The 21,109-nt window shown below is 35.0% G+C and carries 18 protein-coding genes; 7 read left to right on the top strand and 11 right to left on the bottom strand.

The annotated features are described in order from the left end of the window. Positions 1-74: 74 nt before the first annotated feature. Positions 75-560: an acetyl-CoA carboxylase biotin carboxyl carrier protein subunit gene (locus tag DI487_RS11645; protein WP_109569803.1), complete on the bottom strand. Its 486-nt coding sequence runs from the start codon at positions 558-560 to the stop codon at positions 75-77. A gap of 90 nt (positions 561-650) precedes the next feature. Beyond that, positions 651-2,870, bottom strand: coding sequence for a B12-binding domain-containing radical SAM protein (locus DI487_RS11640; protein ID WP_109570672.1), 2,220 nt, complete (start codon positions 2,868-2,870; stop codon positions 651-653). Positions 2,871-3,614: 744 nt separating this feature from the next. Between DI487_RS11640 and DI487_RS11635 the strand changes: the two genes are divergently transcribed. The 4 genes from DI487_RS11635 (at position 3,615) to DI487_RS11620 (ending at position 10,361) form a co-directional block, all read left to right on the top strand. Continuing rightward, positions 3,615-7,244: a T9SS type B sorting domain-containing protein gene (locus DI487_RS11635; RefSeq protein ID WP_109569802.1), complete on the top strand. Its 3,630-nt coding sequence runs from the start codon at positions 3,615-3,617 to the stop codon at positions 7,242-7,244. Between the two features lie 67 nt (positions 7,245-7,311). Continuing rightward, on the top strand, positions 7,312-8,907 hold the full coding sequence (bshC, locus tag DI487_RS11630; RefSeq protein ID WP_109569801.1) for a bacillithiol biosynthesis cysteine-adding enzyme BshC: 1,596 nt from the start codon (positions 7,312-7,314) through the stop codon (positions 8,905-8,907). Positions 8,908-9,054: 147 nt separating this feature from the next. Continuing rightward, positions 9,055-9,885: a formylglycine-generating enzyme family protein gene (locus DI487_RS11625; protein ID WP_109569800.1), complete on the top strand. Its 831-nt coding sequence runs from the start codon at positions 9,055-9,057 to the stop codon at positions 9,883-9,885. 56 nt (positions 9,886-9,941) lie between these two features. Further along, on the top strand, positions 9,942-10,361 hold the full coding sequence (locus tag DI487_RS11620; RefSeq protein ID WP_109569799.1) for a nucleoside-diphosphate kinase: 420 nt from the start codon (positions 9,942-9,944) through the stop codon (positions 10,359-10,361). 50 nt (positions 10,362-10,411) lie between these two features. On the opposite strand, the gene DI487_RS11615 is transcribed toward DI487_RS11620, so the two are convergent. Further along, positions 10,412-11,893: a helix-turn-helix domain-containing protein gene (locus DI487_RS11615; RefSeq protein WP_109569798.1), complete on the bottom strand. Its 1,482-nt coding sequence runs from the start codon at positions 11,891-11,893 to the stop codon at positions 10,412-10,414. A 181-nt stretch (positions 11,894-12,074) separates the two neighbouring features. On the opposite strand from DI487_RS11615, the gene aceB reads away from it, so the two are divergent. Together aceB and aceA are read left to right on the top strand one after the other, a co-directional pair. Continuing rightward, a complete protein-coding gene (gene aceB, locus DI487_RS11610) occupies positions 12,075-13,655 on the top strand; it encodes a malate synthase A (protein WP_109570671.1) in 1,581 nt (526 codons plus the stop codon). Positions 13,656-13,734: 79 nt separating this feature from the next. After that, positions 13,735-15,012 carry an isocitrate lyase gene (aceA, locus tag DI487_RS11605; RefSeq protein WP_109569797.1) on the top strand — a complete coding sequence of 426 codons (1,278 nt, stop codon included), beginning with the start codon at positions 13,735-13,737 and terminating at the stop codon, positions 15,010-15,012. Between the two features lie 83 nt (positions 15,013-15,095). On the opposite strand, the gene DI487_RS11600 is transcribed toward aceA, so the two are convergent. From DI487_RS11600 to DI487_RS11590, 3 genes are read right to left on the bottom strand one after another with little or no spacing between them, the layout of a single operon-like run. After that, positions 15,096-15,392, bottom strand: a complete 297-nt coding sequence (locus DI487_RS11600) for a DUF721 domain-containing protein (protein WP_109569796.1) — start codon at positions 15,390-15,392, stop codon at positions 15,096-15,098. Between the two features lie 6 nt (positions 15,393-15,398). Next, on the bottom strand, positions 15,399-15,800 hold the full coding sequence (locus DI487_RS11595; protein WP_109570670.1) for a hypothetical protein: 402 nt from the start codon (positions 15,798-15,800) through the stop codon (positions 15,399-15,401). A 41-nt stretch (positions 15,801-15,841) separates the two neighbouring features. Next, positions 15,842-16,570: an LOG family protein gene (locus DI487_RS11590; protein ID WP_109569795.1), complete on the bottom strand. Its 729-nt coding sequence runs from the start codon at positions 16,568-16,570 to the stop codon at positions 15,842-15,844. Positions 16,571-16,669: 99 nt separating this feature from the next. On the opposite strand from DI487_RS11590, the gene DI487_RS11585 reads away from it, so the two are divergent. After that, positions 16,670-17,743, top strand: coding sequence for a serine hydrolase domain-containing protein (locus DI487_RS11585; protein WP_109569794.1), 1,074 nt, complete (start codon positions 16,670-16,672; stop codon positions 17,741-17,743). Positions 17,744-17,797: 54 nt separating this feature from the next. Here DI487_RS11585 and DI487_RS11580 read toward each other — a convergent pair whose 3' ends face one another. The 5 genes from DI487_RS11580 to rpmB all read right to left on the bottom strand — a co-directional run bounded on the left by DI487_RS11580 (position 17,798) and on the right by rpmB (position 21,040). Further along, positions 17,798-19,249, bottom strand: coding sequence for a hypothetical protein (locus DI487_RS11580; RefSeq protein ID WP_146193458.1), 1,452 nt, complete (start codon positions 19,247-19,249; stop codon positions 17,798-17,800). Between the two features lie 131 nt (positions 19,250-19,380). Further along, positions 19,381-20,334, bottom strand: coding sequence for a signal recognition particle-docking protein FtsY (gene ftsY / locus DI487_RS11575; RefSeq protein ID WP_109569792.1), 954 nt, complete (start codon positions 20,332-20,334; stop codon positions 19,381-19,383). 92 nt (positions 20,335-20,426) lie between these two features. After that, positions 20,427-20,579 (bottom strand): DUF4295 domain-containing protein, encoded by a 153-nt coding sequence (locus tag DI487_RS11570; protein WP_109569791.1) that lies wholly within the window; start codon positions 20,577-20,579, stop codon positions 20,427-20,429. A gap of 9 nt (positions 20,580-20,588) precedes the next feature. Continuing rightward, a complete protein-coding gene (rpmG, locus tag DI487_RS11565) occupies positions 20,589-20,771 on the bottom strand; it encodes a 50S ribosomal protein L33 (protein ID WP_109569790.1) in 183 nt (60 codons plus the stop codon). Positions 20,772-20,815: 44 nt separating this feature from the next. Then, a complete protein-coding gene (gene rpmB, locus DI487_RS11560; RefSeq protein WP_109569789.1) occupies positions 20,816-21,040 on the bottom strand; it encodes a 50S ribosomal protein L28 in 225 nt (74 codons plus the stop codon). Positions 21,041-21,109 lie beyond the last annotated feature (69 nt).

Here is a 21,109-nt window from a genome sequence, read left to right as displayed (position 1 = left end):
ATTACATTGAAAAAAAAGACTGCTGTTTGAGCCACTCTTTCTCATTTCTTTGTTCTTGCACCTTGTTTCTATTTTTATTCGAATTCAATTAATAATTGTCCTTTTTCTACTGCATTTCCTTTTTGAACGGTTATCGATTTGATAACACCGTCTCTTGGCGAAGCAATACTATTTTCCATTTTCATGGCTTCCAGGATCAGTAATTGGTCATTTTCTTTTACTTCCTGTCCGACTTCAACCGAAATCTCCAGAATTAAGCCCGGCATCGGTGCTTTAATAGCATTGATCTGTTTTGATTTTCCGATCTCGAAGCCCATCTCTTTGATAAGAGCATCCAGTTCGTCTCCTATTTTTACAGTGTAGGTATTGTTATTCACCTTTACTGTATAGTTTTTCCGGATAAAATCTGCCGAAACCATTTCGACTTGAAAGGGGGTGTGATTTTTAAGTACGTGATACTTGTTTCCTTCTACGCTAATTGCGTCTAAATGAGAAACTTTTTCCTGATCAGCCTCAAACTGAAAAGTGTTGTTTACGTTTAACTTATAATGATTACTCATATTTTACTTTTTTAAAAAGAATTGTAAAATTAAGTAAAAGAAAACGTTTTCGTGTTCTAAAAAAATACAAATTATGGTAAATAAATATAGCTATAAGACCAGAAGCCCTGCCATCCTTAGGTTTTGCATGGGTTTGGAAAACCAAAATAATTCGAAGTCATCAAAACATTCGTCAAAGCTGTTTTTCCATTCAGAGAGCAATACTTTCTGATTTGACGATGGCGTAAGCAAAGGTAGTTGTTCTAAAAGCCAATCGCCTTGTTCTTTTTCTAAAGTTATTGAAAATGAATTGCTTTTGGTCTCAAAATGTAACATTAAATTATCAAAAACTCTACCTTTTTTCTGTTTTCTAACGTGTTCAGTCTTTGACATAGTGCCTAAAAAGAGTAATCTTGCATTTGGTCTTATTTTAAAATTCTCTTCTTTAGTAATGGAATCATGAATATAGTCCGGATGAATTTTTGTTCCGGGAATTTTAAAATCGAACCAATCTTGTAAATCATAATCAAAACAAATACCGTGCATGTAATTGAACAAGGATTTCTTCAGTCCGAAACTGAATTTATCATGATTGATTCCGGTTTTGTCTTTGAATTGGATATCGTTATTCGCAAATGATATCTCTTTTACGTCGGGAATTACGCCAAATTCTTCCGGGTTCAATCCCACCGGACTATGAGCCGTCATGGCAAATTGATGCCAAAAACCGCTTTGTAGAATACCGAGTTCAAACATTTGACGTACCATTTCCAGGCTATCCACAGTTTCCTGAACGGTTTGCGTAGGATAACCATACATTAAATAGGCATGAACCATGATACCGCTTTCAGTAAAATTTCGGGTAACCTGTGCCACTTGTTCTACGGTAACACCTTTTTTAATCAATTCCAGTAAGCGATCGGAAGCAACTTCCAATCCGCCGGAAACGGCAATACAACCCGACTCTTTCAGCAAAAAACACAAATCGCGAGTGAAACTTTTTTCAAAACGAATATTCGTCCACCAAGTCACAACCAGATTACGACGTAAAATTTCCAAAGCTAATTCACGCATTAAAGCCGGCGGTGCTGCTTCATCTACAAAGTGAAATCCGGTTTCATCTGTTTGTGCTATAATTTCTTCCATTCTGTCGACTAAAATCTTAGCATGAACGGGTTCGTAAACTTTAATATAATCTAACGAAATATCGCAAAACGTACATTTCCCCCAATAGCAACCATGTGCCATCGTTAGTTTATTCCAACGACCGTCACTCCACAAACTATGCATAGGATTGGCAACCTCTATTACTGAAATGTATTTATCTAACCATAAATCAGAATAATCAGGAGCTCCCACTTCATTTTGTTTGTAATCGCGTAATGTTGTATCGTTTTTATAAACTACTTGGTTGTTTTCTAGCAATAAGGTTCTTTTGTATTCTTTTGATGCGATTTCTCCTTCGTCGAAATGACAACTATTGCGATACAATAATTCCACTGGTAATTCGCCGTCATCTAAGGTAATAAAATCGAAGAATTCAAACACTCTTTCGTCTTTTAGATCGCGAAGTTCAGTATTGGGAAAGCCCCCTCCCATTGCTATTTTAATCTCGGGAAAATTGGTTTTTAAAAACTGAGCACAACGAAAAGCGCTGTATAAATTTCCCGGAAACGGCACTGAAAAACAAACTAATTTAGGTTGGATTGTCAGTATCTTATCTTTGAAGATCGAAAGTGTAATCTCATCAATGTAAGTTGATTTTGTATTTAAAACTTCATACAATTCGTCAAATGAATTGGCACTTCGCCCCAAACGTTCGGCATAACGACTAAATCCAAAATTTTCATCAACACATTCAACTATAAAGTCCGACAAATCTTCAAGATATAACGTTGCCAAATGTTTCGCTTTATCCTGCATTCCCATGTTTCCAAAAGCCCATTCCATATCGTCGAGCTGTTGAAAACGAGAAGCTTCCGGCAGGAAATTACCACTGCAGATCTGTCTGGCTAATGAAGGGTTTTTATCTTGAAGGAAGGCGATTACAGCATCTATGGTTTTGATGTATTCTGTTTGTAAAGCAAGAATCCTTTGTGAGTTTTCAGAATAAGCTTCAAAAAAAGTTCTCGACTCCGCCTGAACGGACACTAAATGAAAAATATCTTCTAACCCTTTCTTTGAAAACAATGCTAAAATCACTTCAATTCCTAAATCCATTTGGAACGAAGAAATCTCTTGTGTATTCAAAAAACCTTTTAAATAAGCAGTGGCCGGATACGGAGTATTCAACTGTGTAAAAGGAGGTGTTATCAGGAAGATGTCTTTCAAAATATTTTTCTGCAAAGTTAATATTCCTGAATAATTATAAATATTTTTTATACAGGATGATTTACAAAACTTCTTGTTTTTGTAAAAACCAGCTTCATGAAAAAGCTATTTCCCTTAATAATCCTTGTTTTAATACTGTTTTCATATGATGAAAAAACGCCTATAACCCCAACTTAACTAAGGATAAGAGGCGACATCAAAAAAATTATTGATATTGAATAAGAGATTAACAGTCAGGAAGTAAATACAAGTACGTGAAACGCTTTTGAAATAATCTCTATCCTCAAAAAGAAGTTGCTCCAAAAGAAAAATGGAAAAGTACAAATACTATTGGAGCTCATATGGTTGATTAAAAGAAACTACTATTTATCAAAATTTAAAAGGGTATACTGAAGTTCCTATACGTTATGACTCAAATTCTTTTATTAAGTCTCTGATAAAAATTAATTCAAAAACGACGGTTATTGGTTATTAAAACACATCTCCATTCAAGATGAAATCAAATTGTCACAAGAAATAAAGCCTCGTGAAATAATCTGATTATTCTATCAAACAGTTGGAATAATTTTTAAGTAGTAATCAGATGCCGATTTAGGCTATAAAGGCGGAATTGCAGAAGTCTGTTTTTCAAAATTGAAAACTTTGAGTAAAATTAAAGTTATTTTTTTATCTCTATAAATAAAACAACTGAGTCTACTTTCTCATCTTATTTTTTCTTCTACTTTTGCAAAAATTTTTACAAATATGAACAAATTACTTGCTTACCTTTTATTATTAACCTTAACTTTTTCCTATTCTCAAAATACAACTACAAATCAAAAAAGCGATCTACATTTTTTTAACGGTAAAGTTATTGAAAACAGAAGCAATTTTGACCTGAGCGATTCAATTCAAAGAATTCAATATTTGGCTAATTTAAGAGAAGAAAAAGAAATCAATACTTCTCGAAACATCCCTTTTACAAGATTACAAAGCTCTGTTTTTTTATGTAGTAATAGTAATTTTGAGGAGTTTGAATCCGTTAATAACAATTTTTATTTAAAAGATTACAGCTATGCCACTGGTGATCCTTCGAATCCGATGCAATGTAAACCTATACAGGTACAGGCTAATCAGCTAATTCCTCAATACAACCCGAATCAATCCGGCTTAATGGCTACAACTGTTCCATCCAATTATTACGACGAGTTTATCGGAGAAATTGACGGATTTGATCAATATGTCTTAAAACTAAATCACAAAAATTCATATACTACATCTAGTGTAGTTCAGACAAAAAGGTTTAAAACTAATAATGAAACTGAAGTAAAATTTAACTTCAAAACGGTATTAGAAAGTATTCCCGGTAGTAATCATGATAATGAACAACCTTATTTTAAAGCCAGAATCATTAAGAACGGTTCTATTATAAGTGAGTTCTGTTTGATAGGCGATCCGGAGAACTGTATTTTTACAGAGGCCGGTAGCGGATCATATAACAGTATAATACTTTATACTCAAAACTGGCAATCAGGAATTTTAGATATTTCTTCTATCCCCAATAATGAAGATTTTACTATTGAATTTATGGCTTCCCGATGTGGATTAAGCGGTCATTTCGGTTATGCTTACATTGACGACTTGTGTTTGCTTCACTCTAATGAAAATTTACAAGGAAGCATTGAATTAGATCCGCTATATTTAGATTGTCCTACTTTTCCGTTATCCATTTGCGGTAGCTTTACAATACCGAATTCGGGAGGTATTAGTGCAGACATAGATACTATAACGTTAAATATTAAAGATGAAAATAACCAAATCATTTTTTCAAGTTCTACTCCCTCACAATTAGATCTTACTAATGAAACATTTTGTTTCACTATTAATCAAAATGATTTACCTGCCGCTCCTAATACTTTTTACAATTTAGATGCAGAAATAAACTACAACCTCTCACAAACTACAACTCTTCCTTGTACCGGAACAAGCTTTAACGGAGCTGTTGATGATGATGCTAATCCGGGATGGGACATCTCATTTCTAAATTGTAATGACTGTCCTATTACACTACAAACCACCGATCTTTTTGCTTGTGATTCAGATGGAAACGGTAAAGAATTCTTTAATTTAACGGATTGTGAAAGTCAAATTGTAAGTAATAACAATTATACTTTCAGTTACTTCGCAACTCAAAGTGATGCTTATAATGACACTAATGCTATTACTGTAATCACTAACTCTGAAAGTTACACCAACACTATATTTGTAAGAGTAACTCAAGACAGCACTTGCTATAAAATTACACCTATTCAACTTATTGTAAAGAATCCTTACACTACCATTTCAGGAATTTTAAATGTTTGCAGCGGAAGCACAACTTTAACAGCTTCTCAAGGAGCCAGTTATTTGTGGTCAACCGGAGAAACAACTCAAAGTATTGATGTTTATGCAACCGGAACTTATTCTGTAACGGTAACGGATAGTTATGGATGTTCTTCTACAAATCAAGTTACCATTTTACCCAATCAGGTAGCAGTATTACCTACAATCAGTGTTAGTCAACCGGATTGTTTTAGTCCACACGGAACGATTACCGTTACATCCCCCGCTTCAGAATATAGCTACGATGACGGTTTAACTTGGTCAACAAATGCACAAATGACAAATTTAAGCGTCGGAACTTATTATGTTAAGATAAGAACTATTATGGGATGTGAATCTTACAGTTCACCTGTTACCATAACTCCTTTTTTATCTCCGACACCTAATGTCACTTATACAAATCCTGCTTTTTGCGGAGACACCGGAACGATTACCGTTACAACAGCTTCTACAGAATATAGCTTTGATGACGGCTTAACCTGGACCACAAACAATACAATGAGTAATTTACCGATAGGTACTTACCATATCAGAGTTAAAGATCAAAACGGATGTATCTCAAATCCTAAAACTATTAGTTTTTACGATGTTTTCTTAGATCCTCCTACTTATACCGTTTTTGAACCTTTTTGTTCGTTATTAGGAACTATCACAATTACAACAAATGCAATCGAATATAGTTTTGATGGTGGTAATACCTGGCAAACATCAAATACATTATTCAATGTAAACACAGGTACCTATATTATAAAAATCAAAAATGAGGACGGATGTATCTCTCCGAACGTATATGTAAATGTTTACAACTTTCAGAACATTCAGCCTAATTATACTATTGACCCTGCCGGTTGTGACAAGTATGCTACAGTAACAATAACAACACTTGGTGATGAATATAGTTTTGACGGAGGAGTCACTTGGTCCACTTCAAATACTATGGGGAACCTAAACGGAGGAAATACAGTTACTATCAAAGTCAGAAGAGCTAATTGCGAGTCTTTAAATAGAGTAGTCACAATAAACTCATACTATCTTCCGCTGCCTGTTGTTAACGATTTTTCTACTCTAGTTTGCGACAATCTTAACGACGGACACGAAATTACAGATCTGAATGCCTTCAATAATGAATACATTAACAATTCAAATAATTACACCTTTCAATTTTACAATTCGCAGCAGGGGGCTTTAACAGAGAATCCAAACGACCGAATTAACAATCCAAGCTCGTACGATTTAATAAATACAAATCAATCGATTTATGTTACTATTAAAGACTCTAACGGATGTTTTAGCGTTGCAACTCTCGAACTTGAAATGATCGCTTCTCCTGTAATAGATTTAGAAAACTTATATTACTTATGCGAAAATTTTACAGTGACTATTAGAGAAGATTCTAATTTTGACTCTTACACCTGGTCTGAAGGAACTGTCGGAAACGTTTTAACAGTGGATCAACCCGGAAATTATTCGCTTACAGTAACAGAAGATCACGGAAGTGTTATTTGTTCCGCAACAAAAACTTTTCAGATCGTATTGTCTAATCCGGCAACAATAGTGAATTTTGAGCCCCACGATTGGACTGTTGAAAACAACACTATTCAAATTAATGTAACCGGACTTGGCGATTATGAATATTCGCTAAATGGAATTGATTATCAAGACAGCAATCTGTTTACGGAATTACCAAACGGAGAATATACTGTTTATGTAAGAGATAAACACGGTTGTGGTGTTTCTACCGGCGATATTTATCTATTGATGTATCCGAAATACTTTACGCCTAATCAAGACGGTTATAACGATACCTGGAAAATCAAATTCTCTGATAACGAACCTAATTTGCAAATTAAGATTTTCAATCGCTATGGAAAATTCCTAAAACAGCTAAGTTCGATTTCAGAAGGCTGGGACGGAACCTACCTTGGCCAACAATTACCTTCAGATGATTATTGGTTTGTAGTAATCAGGGAAAATGGCAAAGAACACAGAGGTCACTTTAGTTTAAAAAGATAAATCATAACCCTTTGTTAAAGCTAATTTTGTTCCGTGCATTTTTAGTATTTTAGCAAAAATTTTAACTATGCCTAGCGACTGTATAACGTTTCAAGAATCCGGATATTTTTCAAAACTAATTGTAGATTATCTCAATCAGAAAAAGGAAGTTCAAACGTTATACAATCGCTTTTCTCGTGTAGAAGAATTCGAAGCACAAATTGCCGAAAAAAAAGAAAATTTCTCAGGCAACCGTACTGTTTTGGTTCAGTCTTTAGAAAACCAATACAAAGGGATTCCTATTTCCGAAAGTACAGGTAACAATATTGAAACTTTACGTTCGCAAAACACTTTCACTATTACTACCGGACATCAGTTAAGCCTGTTTACCGGACCGCTGTATTTTATCTACAAGATTGTTGCCGCTATTAAGACGGCAGAAGTTTTAAAAACGCAATATCCTGATTATGATTTTGTACCGGTATATTGGATGGCTACGGAAGATCATGATTTTGATGAGATCAATCACTTTTTCCTGAATGGTAAAAAAATAAGTTGGAACAGAGATGCTAAAGGACCGGTTGGCCGACTCTCAACAGAAGGCTTAGACAAGGTTTTTGACATATTGGAATTAGAACTAGGCATCGGAACTAACGCTAAGCAAATGAAAGAGCTGTTCCGAAAATCCTATTTAGAACACCACAATCTAGCAATTGCTACCCGATATCTCGTAAATGAACTTTTCAAAGATCACGGTTTGGTGATCGTTGACGGAGACGATAAGGAATTGAAACAACAAATGATTCCTTACTTCAAAGAAGAATTACGCAACCAAAAAAGTTTTAATGCCGTTCAGGAAACTTTACCTTTCTTCGAAAAAGAAAACTATAAAATACAGGTTAATCCACGAGAAATCAACTTATTCTATATTGAAGATAACCTGAGAGAACGAATTGTTAAAATAAACGATCATTATCAGGTTTTAAACACCAACCTGTCTTTTTCTGAAGAAGAACTACTAAACGAATTAGAAACTCAGCCGGAAAAATTCAGCCCTAATGTTATTTTACGTCCGCTTTACCAGGAAGTCATTTTACCCAATCTATGTTATATAGGTGGTGGTGGAGAAATTGCTTACTGGTTAGAATTAAAAAACATGTTCAAACAGTTTAAAGTAACTTTTCCTATTCTGTATGTTAGAAATAGTGCAGTAGCCGTTACTGAAAAACAACTCCGAAAAATAGACAAACTGGAATTGAATTGGAAAGACTTATTCCTGAAAAAAAACGAACTTCTAAACGTAAAAACGAAAGAACTGGCTGATTTCCCTTTAGATTTTTCCAAGCTTAAAGAACAGTTATCCTTACAATTTAGTCAATTGTATGAAATAACAGAAAAAACAGATGTTTCTTTTTTAAAAGCAGTTAAAGCTCAGGAGCAAAAACAATTAAACGGACTTTATAAATTAGAAAAAAAGCTTCTAAGAGCAGAAAAAATAAAGCAACAAGACAAGCTGGAACGTATTTTAGAACTTAAAGACTCTCTATTTCCTAATGAAAGCTTACAAGAAAGAATCTTAAATATATCCGAATTATCAAACGAAATTAACACAAAACAATTTATATCTTCATTAAAAAATTATTTTAATTGCTTTAATGATAATTTTACAATTTTTAAGCTCTAAAAATCGATAAAAAGCATCAAAAATCGATAAAAAACATAATTTATTTGATTTTTATCAAAAATAAATCGATTTATTTATATTTTTCACATATTTTTATGTTAATGTTAAATATTGGTTATCTTTGCCGAAATTTAATTTTAACAACTTATGAAAAAAATTACCCTTTTATCATTATTCTTGTTATTAACCTTAATTTTCCTATCTAACAGTTCTGTCGATTTTCCTAACCCTTCTTTAATAAAAGTTGAAGGTGGTTCATTTAAGATGGGCTCAAAAGGATCTGATGCCTTGGCAGATATTGACGAACAAAAAGAACACGATGTTCAAGTTAACTCCTTTTTAATGTCAAAATTCGAAGTTACGGTATGGGAATGGAAGCAATTTGTAAAAGCTAACAAATTGAATATGCCTCCTAAACCTGAATGGGGATGGCATGATAATCTACCTATTAACAATGTTACCTGGGAAGAAGCCGTAGCCTATTGTAATTGGTTAAGCAAAAAAGAAAAATTAACTCCTGTATACAGTAAAAGAGGTCCTAACTATGTTTGCAACTTCAAAGCAAACGGATACAGACTCCCTACCGAAGCAGAATGGGAATATGCCGCTAAGGGAGGAAAGACAAGCAAAAAAACAAAATACAGCGGTGGAGACGAAGCAGACAAAATAGCCTGGCATAAAAGTAATAGTAAAGGAGCTCCCCATACAGTAGGCACAAAATTACCTAACGAATTAGGTATTTATGATATGAGTGGAAATGTTTGGGAATGGTGCTGGGACTGGTATAACCAGGATTACTATTTAATTGAAGCCGGCAATAATCCCAAAGGTCCGGAAATGGGCGAAAGAAGAAGCGTAAGAGGTGGTTCTTGGGATAGTAAAACAAGTTATTTAAGACCTGCAAACCGTATTTCTACTTATCCGAACAAAACTCATGAGTTCTATGGCTTTAGAGTTGCCAGAAGCCTTGTACAATAATTCAGTTTTAACTTGTATTTACTTCACAAAGTGTTACCTTTGCAAAAAATTTTAAAATGGCAAGTAATAGAACTTTTACAATGATTAAACCTGATGCTGTTGAAAACGGACACATCGGTGGAATTTTAAATATGATTACTGAAGGTGGTTTCAGAATCGTAGCAATGAAATTAACTCAATTAACAGTTGCTGATGCTCAACAATTTTACGCAGTTCACGCTGAAAGACCTTTCTTCGGTGAATTAGTAGAATTCATGACAAGAGGTCCGATTGTTGCTGCTATCTTAGAAAAAGATAACGCTGTGGAAGATTTCCGTACTTTAATCGGTGCTACAAACCCGGCTGAAGCAGCTGAAGGAACAATCCGTAAAAAATATGCAACTTCAATCGGTGAAAATGCAGTTCACGGTTCAGATTCTGATGAGAACGCTGCCATCGAAGGTGCTTTCCACTTTGCAGGAAGAGAAATGTTCTAGTATAAAGAACTTCACAATATAAAAAAATCCGCTTTTAGAGCGGATTTTTTTTATTTATACTTTTCCCGGATAGCTTCCACAACTTTATCGGTCAGTTGAAAACGTTCTTTTCGTTCCAATGCTCTTGGCGGCGCTACTCGCTCTTTACAATCAGCAATAGCACAAGTTTCACAAGTTACTCCTACCCTACTTCTCTTCAGTTTTTCATCATTAAAGAACGTAATTTTACTTTGCGAATGTGCCGAGATCATAATTCCTAAAGCAATACTTCTATAATAACCACTTCTAAACGGATCTTTAGTCGCTGATGAAAAAACAAAGTATTCATTATCAGTATGAACATAAGACGAAATCTGTGTGTCAAAAACAGGATTTTCTTTTCCTTCCTGCGCTATCTCTCCCAGTGTTCTTATCGATACCCAACGGCGACAATAATGCTCATTTCGTTCATTTGCATGTGGTTCTAACAAGTTTGTTATATGCAATTCCTTGGTCAACTGATAATAATCACGACCGGCTTTATGGCTGAATCTTAAGAAGAATAAGTTCTTCAGATTAAAATCTTTCGGCAGCACATTGGTCAAACGCTGAAAAAACGTTTCCGGCGAATCCGTAAAACGATACATCAATGTCTGAAATTTTTGACTATTATATATCTTTTCTTCAAAAAACGACTTCAAAGCCGTAACCAATTCTTTTCTCGGAATCAAAAGTGCTCCTGCAAAATAAGAGGCCATAAAATTATTCAGTACCTGATCAAAACTATCAAATTTGATCCAGGAGAAAGTATATAAGCGATCCGTTATATTTAAAAAATTATACGCTATTTCTTTAGCGTAAATAAACAAGCGCTGTGAATCATCTGTTTCAGAAGAGACCAGCAAAGTTTTAGAGCTTGGTACAAAGACCGAACGCAGGTTGTTTAATTCTTTATGCTGTGTTAATTCCTCATTATTAATAGTGTAGCCGTACTCTTCTATTAGTATCTCTTCTAAGTCAGAAACCTTTAACCGTTTTGACAGATCAATGGAATAGGCTTTTGCAAACTTTTCGACCTGAAGCTCAATTTCCTCAAAATAATTATTATTTGCTTCCTGATACGAACGTAAGGCTGCCAGAAAGAAACTTTCCCGAGTTAGATTATAATGTTTGGCTATTTCAAAAAGCGTACTGATAAAAGCATTCACCTTTAACGGTGCTTCTGCAATTATGTCAATCAAATCACTTTCTTTGATCCCGAAAATATCCAATGGAATTTCTTTTAAAATTCGCGACTGCAAAATTTCCCCGATTGGCGCCAGATTTTTATCCAATTTTAAAGAAACCAAATTATCATAACTGGTTTCCAATGCTTCTGCTAAAGTTACAATCTTATCGCGCTTCGGATATTTTTTCCCTTTCTCAATTTCATTCAAATAAGACTTAGACAAGCCCGTAATTTTAGCTAAACCAAACAAAGACAAATTTTTATCTGTCCTAATTTGCTTTAATTTCAGACCAAAAATCAATCGAATGTACTCTTCTTCTATCATTTTCTAATTTTTTATAAAAAACAAAAAATTGCGTCAACGCTTTATTTTACTACTCAAAACAAAGATATAACATTTTTGCGAAATACAATTTTTAATTTTTTTATTCATTTTTGCGAACGTTCGCTTGTTTTGTATTTTTTTATTTTATAATATTGTACGCAGAAAACAAAAACATAAACTTATGGAAACATCAGTTAACAATATTCAGATTAAAGCAATCGCAAAGCACAACGCTATTGTAACCGATGAAGCTTTGGCTTTTTTAGAAGCACTACATCAAAACTTCAATCAAGAACGTTTGACCTTACTTCAAAAAAGAGTTCAACAACAAGAAAAGTTTAACCAAGGGGAAAAGCCTGTTTTTCCGAGTGAAACAAAAGCCGTCAGAGAAGGTGACTGGACTGCAGCTCCGATTCCGGAGATTTTATTAGACAGAAGAGTTGAAATAACCGGACCTGTAGATCGCAAAATGGTCATTAATGCACTGAACTCAGGAGCAAAAATGTTTATGGCTGACTTTGAAGACAGTTGCTCTCCTACTTGGAACAATTTAATGGAAGGTCAACAAAATTTAAAAGATGCTGTTAACCAAACCATTTCATTAGAACAAAATGGTAAATCCTATCAATTAAATGAAAATACAGCTACTTTGCTAGTCAGACCACGCGGTTTACATCTGGATGAAAAGAACATTGAAGTGAACGGAACAAAAATGTCCGGATCATTAGTTGATTTCGGTTTGTTCTTTTTCCATAATGCGCAGGCTCTATTGGCACAAGGTTTAGCTCCTTTCTTCTATTTACCTAAACTAGAACATTACGAAGAAGCCCGCTGGTGGAATGCTGTTTTTGCTTTTGCTCAGGATTATTTAAAAATCCCACAAGGAACTATAAAAGCTACGGTATTAATTGAAACCATTACAGCCAGTTTCCAGTTAGACGAGATCATTTACGAATTAAAAGAGCACATGGCTGGTTTGAATTGCGGTCGTTGGGATTATATTTTTTCCTATATCAAAAAACTAAACCAACATCCTGACTTTTTGGTTCCGGACAGGGATCAGGTTACGATGACCAGCCCTTTTATGAGTGCTTATTCTTTACGCGTAATTCAGGTTTGCCACAAACGCAATGTTATGGCAATTGGTGGAATGGCGGCTCAAATTCCGATCAAGAACGACGAAGAGGCTAACCAAATTGCTTTTGACAAAGTGAAAGCCGATAAAGAACGTGAAGCAAAAAATGGTCACGATGGTACCTGGGTAGCACACCCGGCATTAGTTCCTTTAGCTATGAAAGTATTTAATGAAAATATGCCGACTAAAAACCAAATACATGTAAAACGCAACGAATTAAACATAACTGAAGCTCAATTATTAGAATTACCTAAAGGAACAGTTACTGAAAACGGTGTTCGTAAAAACATCAATGTAGGGATTCTTTATGTGGAATCGTGGTTAATGGGTATTGGTGCTGCCGCGCTTTACAACTTAATGGAAGATGCTGCTACAGCAGAAATTTCGAGAGCACAATTATGGCATTGGTTGAACAAAAAAGTAACACTTGATAACGGAAAGGTTTGTTCGGCTGAACTATATAAAACTTATATTCCGGAAGAATTAGCTAAAATTAAAGAATATGTTGGTGAAGAGCGCTATGCAAAAGGAAAATTTGAATTGGCAACCCAATTATTTACCGAAATGATTTTAAGCGAAACTCTGGACGAGTTCTTAACATTAAAAGCTTACGAATACATACAATAAAAAATGTCGGATGCGGCAACATCCGACAATTTAACTCTAAATAATTAAAAAGAATAACTATCTAAAACATCACAAAATTATGAAAACTCAAGAAAGAATTCAAGCATTAGTTACTGATTGGGCAACAAATCCCAGATGGAAAGGGATTGAGAGAACCTATACCGCTGAAAAAGTAATAGAATTACAAGGTTCTTATCAAATAGAATATAGTATTGCCCGTAGAGGTGCTGAAATTTTATGGAATAAATTAAACAATCAGGAATGGGTTGCCGGATTAGGTGCTTTAACAGGAAATCAAGCCATTCAGGAAGTAGAAGCCGGTTTAGAAGCGATCTATTTGAGCGGTTGGCAAGTAGCTGCCGATGCTAATCTGGCAGGTGAAATGTACCCAGATCAATCCTTATACCCGGCTAACAGTGTTCCAATGGTTGTAAAACGTATCAATAATGCTTTGTTACGCGCTGACCAAATCCAATCAGTGAATAAAATTGAAAACAAAAAAGATTATCTGGTACCTATTGTTGCTGATGCGGAAGCCGGATTCGGAGGAAACTTAAATGCTTTTGAATTGATGAAAGCGATGATCGAAGCCGGTGCGGCAGGTGTTCACTTTGAAGATCAATTATCATCTGCAAAGAAATGCGGACACTTAGGCGGAAAAGTTTTGGTTCCGACACAAGAGGCTATCAATAAATTGATTGCTGCTCGTTTAGCCGCTGACGTAATGGGAGTTCCAACTTTAATTGTAGCAAGAACAGATGCTGATGCTGCTAACTTGTTAACCAGTGATATTGACGAAAGAGATCATAAATTCGTTACCGGAGAACGTTCTTCTGAAGGGTTCTTCTATGTAAAAGCAGGATTGGAACAAGGAATTGACAGAGGTTTATCGTACGCCCCTTATGCTGATTTGATCTGGTTAGAAACTTCTACACCTGACTTAGAGCAAGCAAGACAATTTGCCGATGCTATCCATGCAAAATATCCCGGTAAATTATTAGCGTATAACTGTTCGCCTTCATTTAACTGGGCTGCAAAATTATCCGTAGCTGAAATGGAAACATTCCGTGAAGAATTAGCAAAAATGGGGTACAAATTCCAATTTATCACTTTGGCCGGATTCCATGCTTTAAATACTTCTATGTTCGAATTAGCATTAGCATACAAGAAAAAAGGAATGGCAGGTTATTCAGAATTACAACAAAGAGAATTTGCTTTACAAGAAGAAGGTTTCAGAGCTGTGAAACATCAAAACTTTGTAGGTACTTCTTATTTTGACGAAGTACAAAATGCTGTAACTTCAGGTTTAGCTTCAACCGTTGCCATGAAAGATTCAACTGAAACTGCTCAGTTCTAAGATATACTTAAATTAAATATTCTTTCAATTTAAGTTTGGTTTGTTTGTTAAAAAAAACGCTTCTCTCAAGAAGCGTTTTTTATTTATCTGAAAATAATATTTCTTATTATTGATTTTCCCAGTTCTTCATTGAGCATGTTCACGATTTTTTCTTTTCCATAACTTAATTCTTCTTTCAGAACAGCCGACGAAAGTCCTACATATAGTGTTTCATTTTTAAGCACTATTTCAGTTGTATAATTCAGTACACCATTCCCCATCAATTTTTTCCATGCCTCACGCACATCAATCTTATCCATACCTTTTTGCAGGTTATTGGTCTGGATGAATTCTTTCAAGACATCTGCAATAGAATTCTCTTCATTTAATCGCTTTGCCATATTGTATCAGAATTGCTTTTTAGTATAAAAATATTTAATATCCTGTTGATTCTTAACCACTAGCTCTTTATCGGTCAAACTTATCATTTCTTCATCCCAAGAAGCATAATTCGTTTTATAATGCAAGATCACTTTATCATCCTTGAACTCAACAGTTATATTTTCCTGTACTTCATTGGTTAAAAAAGTACCGTCCATCTGCGGAACCAGCTTTTTCCTAAAGCCTTTAAGATCGGCTATTTCAAAATAATCCACAGATTCATTAACTTTATATTCTTTCTTTTCTCCGGAAGGTATTTCCACTTTATGGATTTCCCAATAACCATTCAATAATTCAATATCTTTCGGCTCAATTCCGGAACAAGAGACTGCAAGGGATACAAGTAAAAAAAGGACTATTTTTTTCATGACCAGGATACTTTTATTAGAGGTTTTTGTATTTGCCAAAATTAACCTTTTTCAAACAACCACCATAATCTTCGATAGGGTTTTACCTTGTAATTTTTTACTATATAGTTTTTAATGTGGGAAACAGCTTCTTCAACATCATCTGTCAGTAACACTAAAGACATATCCTCCTTGGAAATAGTTCCTTCCTTTGTCATTTGCTCTATCATATCCCACAACTCTTTATAAAACTCTTTCCCAAACAACACAATAGGGAACTTTGTAACGGATCTTGTCTGAACCAGAGTCAAAGTTTCAAAAAATTCGTCCATAGTTCCGAAACCTCCGGGTAAGATCACAAAAGCATACGAATATTTTACCAACATCACCTTACGGACAAAAAAGTGTTCGAACGTAATTGACTTATGAACATAAGGATTGACTTTTTGTTCAAATGGCAATTGTATATTACACCCCACGGAAACACCACCGGTCTCAAAAGCACCTCGGTTTGCGGCTTCCATTATTCCGGGACCACCTCCTGTCATTGTTACCAATCCCAGTTCAGCTATATTCTGACCAAAGGCTCTGGCTACCTCATAATACGGATGATCTTCCTTGAAACGAGCAGAACCGAATACCGTAATACAAGGACCTACAAAATGTAATGATCTGAAACCTTTTATCATTTGCCGGAAAACTCTCCATGCAAATTTCAATTCCCTATCCCTGCTCTTAGGACCCTTAAGGTAAATATGTTCTTTTGCAGGAATGATTCTTTTTAATTTCAATGCCTCTGAATTTTATTCTAAAGTTACAATTTTTAGAATTGCTATTAAACTATTTCCTATTTTTATAGTCCTACTGAACAAAGTTTAACATCAAATGCTATGAAAAAAATTCTTCTGCTTATTCCTTTGTTTTTATTATGGAATTGCAGTAGCGATCATTCCGATGCTCCTATTGACAATCCTGAGGAAGAAACCATGTATTTTCCACCTGTAAACGGTACTACTTGGGAAACCACTACTCCATCCGACTTAAACTGGAATGAAAATAATATTCCCGAATTACTGAATTACCTGAATATTAAGAATACTAAAAGTTTTATGATTCTTTATAACGGAAGAATTGTAATGGAAGAATACCTGAATGGTCATACTGATACTTCTCTCTGGTACTGGGCCAGTGCCGGCAAAACATTAACGGCAACTATTTTCGGTATCGCAAAAGATGAAAATTATGTTACACTAAATGGTAAAGTATCAGACTACTTAGGTACTGGATGGACCACTGAAACAGTAGCTCAGGAAAATCTGATAACCTGTAAGCACTTGTTAACCATGACTTCAGGCTTAGGTGATAGCTTAGGTGATGATGTTTCTCCTGCCAACCTGCACTATATTGCCGATGCCGGAACCCGCTGGGCTTACCATAATGTCTATGTAAAACTTCAGGATGTGGTTGAGCAGGCAACAGGTCAAAATTGGTCTACGTACTTCAATACAAAATTACGAGACAAAATAGGAATGAACGGCTTTTGGACACAAATAGGTTCTAACAGTGTGTTCTATAGCAATACGAGAAGTATGGCTCGCTTTGGTCTGTTAGCTTTAAATCAAGGGAATTGGGACGGAATTCAGATCGTTAATTCCGATTATTTTAATCAGGCTACATCCACTTCTCAGAACATCAATTTAGCCTACGGCTATTTGTGGTGGTTAAACGGTAAAAGCTCCTATCATTTACCGCAATCACAATATGAGTTTCAAGGTTCTCTTATTCCCAGTGCTCCGGATGACATGTACTGTGCATTAGGAAAGGATGATCAAAAAATCTATGTTATTCCAAGTAAAAAACTGGTTATCATACGAATGGGAGATGCTGCAGACGGAAGCAATTTTGCTTTATCAGATTTTGACGACGTTCTTTGGCAAAAGATAAATGCTGTCATAACTAATTAAAATAAAAAAAAGGATAGATTAAAAACCTATCCTTTTCCGATTGTTCTAACCGTTTTATTTATTAGTATTGATGTTCCCCTGAATAGACCAGGCAAAATCTAACTGAACCTGATTCTTAAACAATGACATATCTTTCATATCAATATATTGATCTGTAGCATATCCGACATTACCTTTTGCGGTTGCCAAGGCATGACAAGTCATACAGTTTGTTTGAATACCGTATTGAAAATCTTTTCTGAAATTATTTTTCACACTGAATACATTCGGTCCGAAACTTCCTTCCAGATAAGGATTGAACGAAACAATCGGTGTAGCATTTTTATCTGTGCCACCACTTATAGGCTGATTAGGCCAAACCATTGCATAACATGAAGATACTGAATAATTAGCTGCCGCACCGGTAATTATACCCGGTCTTAAATCAGCTTGGAATTTTGAACTTGGGAAAAAAGGATTCTGCGGATCGTAACTCCAAAAATAAGTTTGCCATGTCCAATTGCTTATTTCTTTGGTTCCCACATGCATAGCAACTAAGAATACTAGGTCACCCGCTTTAAAATTATCATTCCCTTTATCCTGATGTTCATTCAAATAAGCAGCTGCTGCACTGTCCAGTTTAAAGTTAATAAAATCACTCACATTACAAGAAGCGTTTGTGATCTGTTCTCCTGAAGGGTTTTCTCCTACAACCGGGACCAAGGTTCTTTCCGGCTGGCTATTATTAATATCCACATATACATACGTATGCCAATCATCATAACCAAAAACCTGAGGTTTACTTGGCATTCCCGGCCAAACAGGTACTCTGATCAGTCCATTATCATCTGGCTTTCCTGCATAATAAACCGGCTTTGTCGTAATACTATTAGCCGGAAAATCAGGTATTTTCCCGATTCCGTCCGTTTTGTTATAACTGTCCAGAACAGATTGGTTAAAAATAAGATTAGACGTAGCAAAACATGCTGCTGCCGGATTATAGGATACGGATTCAAAAACATTAAAAGTTGTATCGATTACCGCTTTTTGTTTAGCAAAAACCTGTGCGTGTATAAATTGTTTCGGTATACTTAAGTGTGCTCTTTCAGTTTTAGTTTTAGTACATCCGCCTTCCTTATCTGAATTGGCTGACATATCTGCTAATTCCTTAACACCTAACCAGGTTTCGTAAACCAATAATGTATCTCCTTTATACACTTGATTCGACTTTTCGGTAAGTCCAGCCCATATTCCCCAGGCGTGTTTATTGATCTGAATAGTATCCTGGTCTGCTAACCACTGGTAAATTTTTAATGAATCTTCCGGAAAATGAAACCCGTCTATATTAAGGTTGTCCGGGAATTCTTCCGGTGTTATAGCATTTTGAGATACCATAACCTCACTGCCTGGTTTCGGTTCTTTTTTTTCTTCTTCACTTGCCTCTTTCTTACAAGACCCGGTGAATCCACCTAAAGTTGCCAAGAGAATTAAGGCAACACTCCTTTTAAAAAAAATACTGTTATTCATATAGTTTAATTGATTAATTTCTACTCTCAATAGGGTTTAGCAGTATTCTCTGGAGTAAAACTATACAAATTAGCTATAAAAAAAACAGGTAAAATTACCTGTTTTTAATATTAAAAGTATTTTCCTATGTTTTATTTAAAGAATGAATCCACAAATTCGTACTTATTAAAAACCTGTAGATCTTCGATTCCTTCTCCTACTCCGATATATTTTACCGGAATTTTAAACTGATCGGAAATTCCTATTACCACACCTCCTTTTGCTGTACCGTCCAGTTTAGTAACAGCAAGAGAAGTAACTTCTGTTGCGGCAGTAAATTGCTTCGCTTGTTCAAAAGCATTTTGTCCGGTTGAACCGTCTAAAACCAATAGAACATCATGAGGAGCATCCGGGACTACTTTTTGCATTACCCGTTTCACTTTAGAAAGTTCGTTCATTAAATTCACCTTGTTATGTAAACGTCCGGCAGTATCAATAATCACTACATCCGCATCTTGTGAAACTGCCGATTGCAAGGTATCAAATGCAACTGAAGCGGGGTCACTTCCCATTTGCTGACGAACAATAGGTACCTGAACTCTATCTGCCCATATCTGTAATTGGTCAATTGCAGCGGCTCTGAAAGTATCAGCCGCTCCTAAAACAACTTTATAACCGGCTTTTTTAAACTGATTTGCTAATTTACCGATAGTTGTTGTTTTCCCTACACCATTTACTCCTACCACCATAATAACATAGGGCTTTTTAGTTACAGGGACTTCAAACTCGGAAGCGTCACCATGGTTATTTTCTGATAATAATCCGGCTATTTCTTCACGAAGTATTTGATTAAGCTCTTCGGTTCCTAAGTATTTATCCTGGGCTACACGCTCTTCGATACGTTCAATAATTTTTAAAGTAGTATTTACGCCTACATCTGAAGAGACCAATACTTCTTCTAAATTATCTAAAACTTCATCATCTACTTTAGATTTTCCGGCAACGGCTTTAGAAAGTTTAGTAAAGAAAGAAGTTTTTGATTTTTCAAGACCTTTATCTAACGTTTCTTTCTTATCAGAAGAAAAAATCCTTTTAAAAAAACTCATTATTAGATCAATTAATTAGAAAAGCAAATGTAAAAATAAAAAAGCTACTTTCAAACGAAAGTAGCTTTCACATATATTAATTTAAAAAAGAATTATTTCTTTTTTATGAATTCGTCAACTAATTCAGGAGCCATAACTTGTTCTACGAAAGTGTATGCACCTGTTTTTGGAGATTTAACCATTTTGATCGCTTTGGTTAATCTTTTTGATGAAGTTTGTAAAGTTGCTACGGTTTTCTTTGCCATGACTAAATATTATTTAATTTCTTTGTGAACTGTAACTCTTTTTAAGACAGGATTAAATTTTTTGATCTCTAATCTATCCGGAGTATTTTTTTTATTCTTAGTAGTGATGTAACGAGAAGTTCCTGGAAGACCAGTAGCTTTGTGCTCAGTACATTCTAAAATCACCTGAATTCTATTACCTTTCTTTGCCATTGTACTTATATTTTAAGAATTTACGTATTGCTACAAAATTCGTATTATTTACCTTGTGCTTTTTTTAACGCTGCAGAAATACCTACTTTATTGATAGTTTTTAAAGCAGCTGTTGAAATTTTCAACGTTACCCATCTATCTTCTTCAGGAATGTAAAAACGTTTCTTAACTAAGTTTACAGAAAATTTTCTCTTAGTTTTATTCATAGCGTGAGAAACATTGTTCCCAACCATTGCTTTTTTACCTGTAAGTTCACAAACTCTTGACATTATTTCTAATCTTTTATTTCGTTATTCAAAATCAGGGTGCAAAGAAACAAAATTGTATTGAATTACACA

The sequence above is a fragment of the Flavobacterium sediminis genome (genome assembly GCF_003148385.1).
GTDB classification, from domain to species: Bacteria; Bacteroidota; Bacteroidia; order Flavobacteriales; family Flavobacteriaceae; genus Flavobacterium; species Flavobacterium sediminis.
The sequence above is the reverse complement of the archived record's forward strand: the minus strand, read 5'-3'. Positions and strand labels throughout refer to the sequence as shown.

Coding starts and splice junctions, on each gene's coding strand:
- DI487_RS11645 (WP_109569803.1), bottom strand. CDS start 560: ATGAGTAATCATTATAAGTTAAACGTAAACAACACTTTTCAGTTTGAG.
- DI487_RS11635 (WP_109569802.1), top strand. CDS start 3,615: ATGAACAAATTACTTGCTTACCTTTTATTATTAACCTTAACTTTTTCC.
- bshC (WP_109569801.1), top strand. CDS start 7,312: ATGCCTAGCGACTGTATAACGTTTCAAGAATCCGGATATTTTTCAAAA.
- DI487_RS11625 (WP_109569800.1), top strand. CDS start 9,055: ATGAAAAAAATTACCCTTTTATCATTATTCTTGTTATTAACCTTAATT.
- DI487_RS11620 (WP_109569799.1), top strand. CDS start 9,942: ATGGCAAGTAATAGAACTTTTACAATGATTAAACCTGATGCTGTTGAA.
- DI487_RS11615 (WP_109569798.1), bottom strand. CDS start 11,893: ATGATAGAAGAAGAGTACATTCGATTGATTTTTGGTCTGAAATTAAAG.
- aceB (WP_109570671.1), top strand. CDS start 12,075: ATGGAAACATCAGTTAACAATATTCAGATTAAAGCAATCGCAAAGCAC.
- aceA (WP_109569797.1), top strand. CDS start 13,735: ATGAAAACTCAAGAAAGAATTCAAGCATTAGTTACTGATTGGGCAACA.
- DI487_RS11600 (WP_109569796.1), bottom strand. CDS start 15,392: ATGGCAAAGCGATTAAATGAAGAGAATTCTATTGCAGATGTCTTGAAA.
- DI487_RS11595 (WP_109570670.1), bottom strand. CDS start 15,800: ATGAAAAAAATAGTCCTTTTTTTACTTGTATCCCTTGCAGTCTCTTGT.
- DI487_RS11585 (WP_109569794.1), top strand. CDS start 16,670: ATGAAAAAAATTCTTCTGCTTATTCCTTTGTTTTTATTATGGAATTGC.
- DI487_RS11580 (WP_146193458.1), bottom strand. CDS start 19,249: ATGAATAACAGTATTTTTTTTAAAAGGAGTGTTGCCTTAATTCTCTTG.
- ftsY (WP_109569792.1), bottom strand. CDS start 20,334: ATGAGTTTTTTTAAAAGGATTTTTTCTTCTGATAAGAAAGAAACGTTA.
- DI487_RS11570 (WP_109569791.1), bottom strand. CDS start 20,579: ATGGCAAAGAAAACCGTAGCAACTTTACAAACTTCATCAAAAAGATTA.
- rpmG (WP_109569790.1), bottom strand. CDS start 20,771: ATGGCAAAGAAAGGTAATAGAATTCAGGTGATTTTAGAATGTACTGAG.
- rpmB (WP_109569789.1), bottom strand. CDS start 21,040: ATGTCAAGAGTTTGTGAACTTACAGGTAAAAAAGCAATGGTTGGGAAC.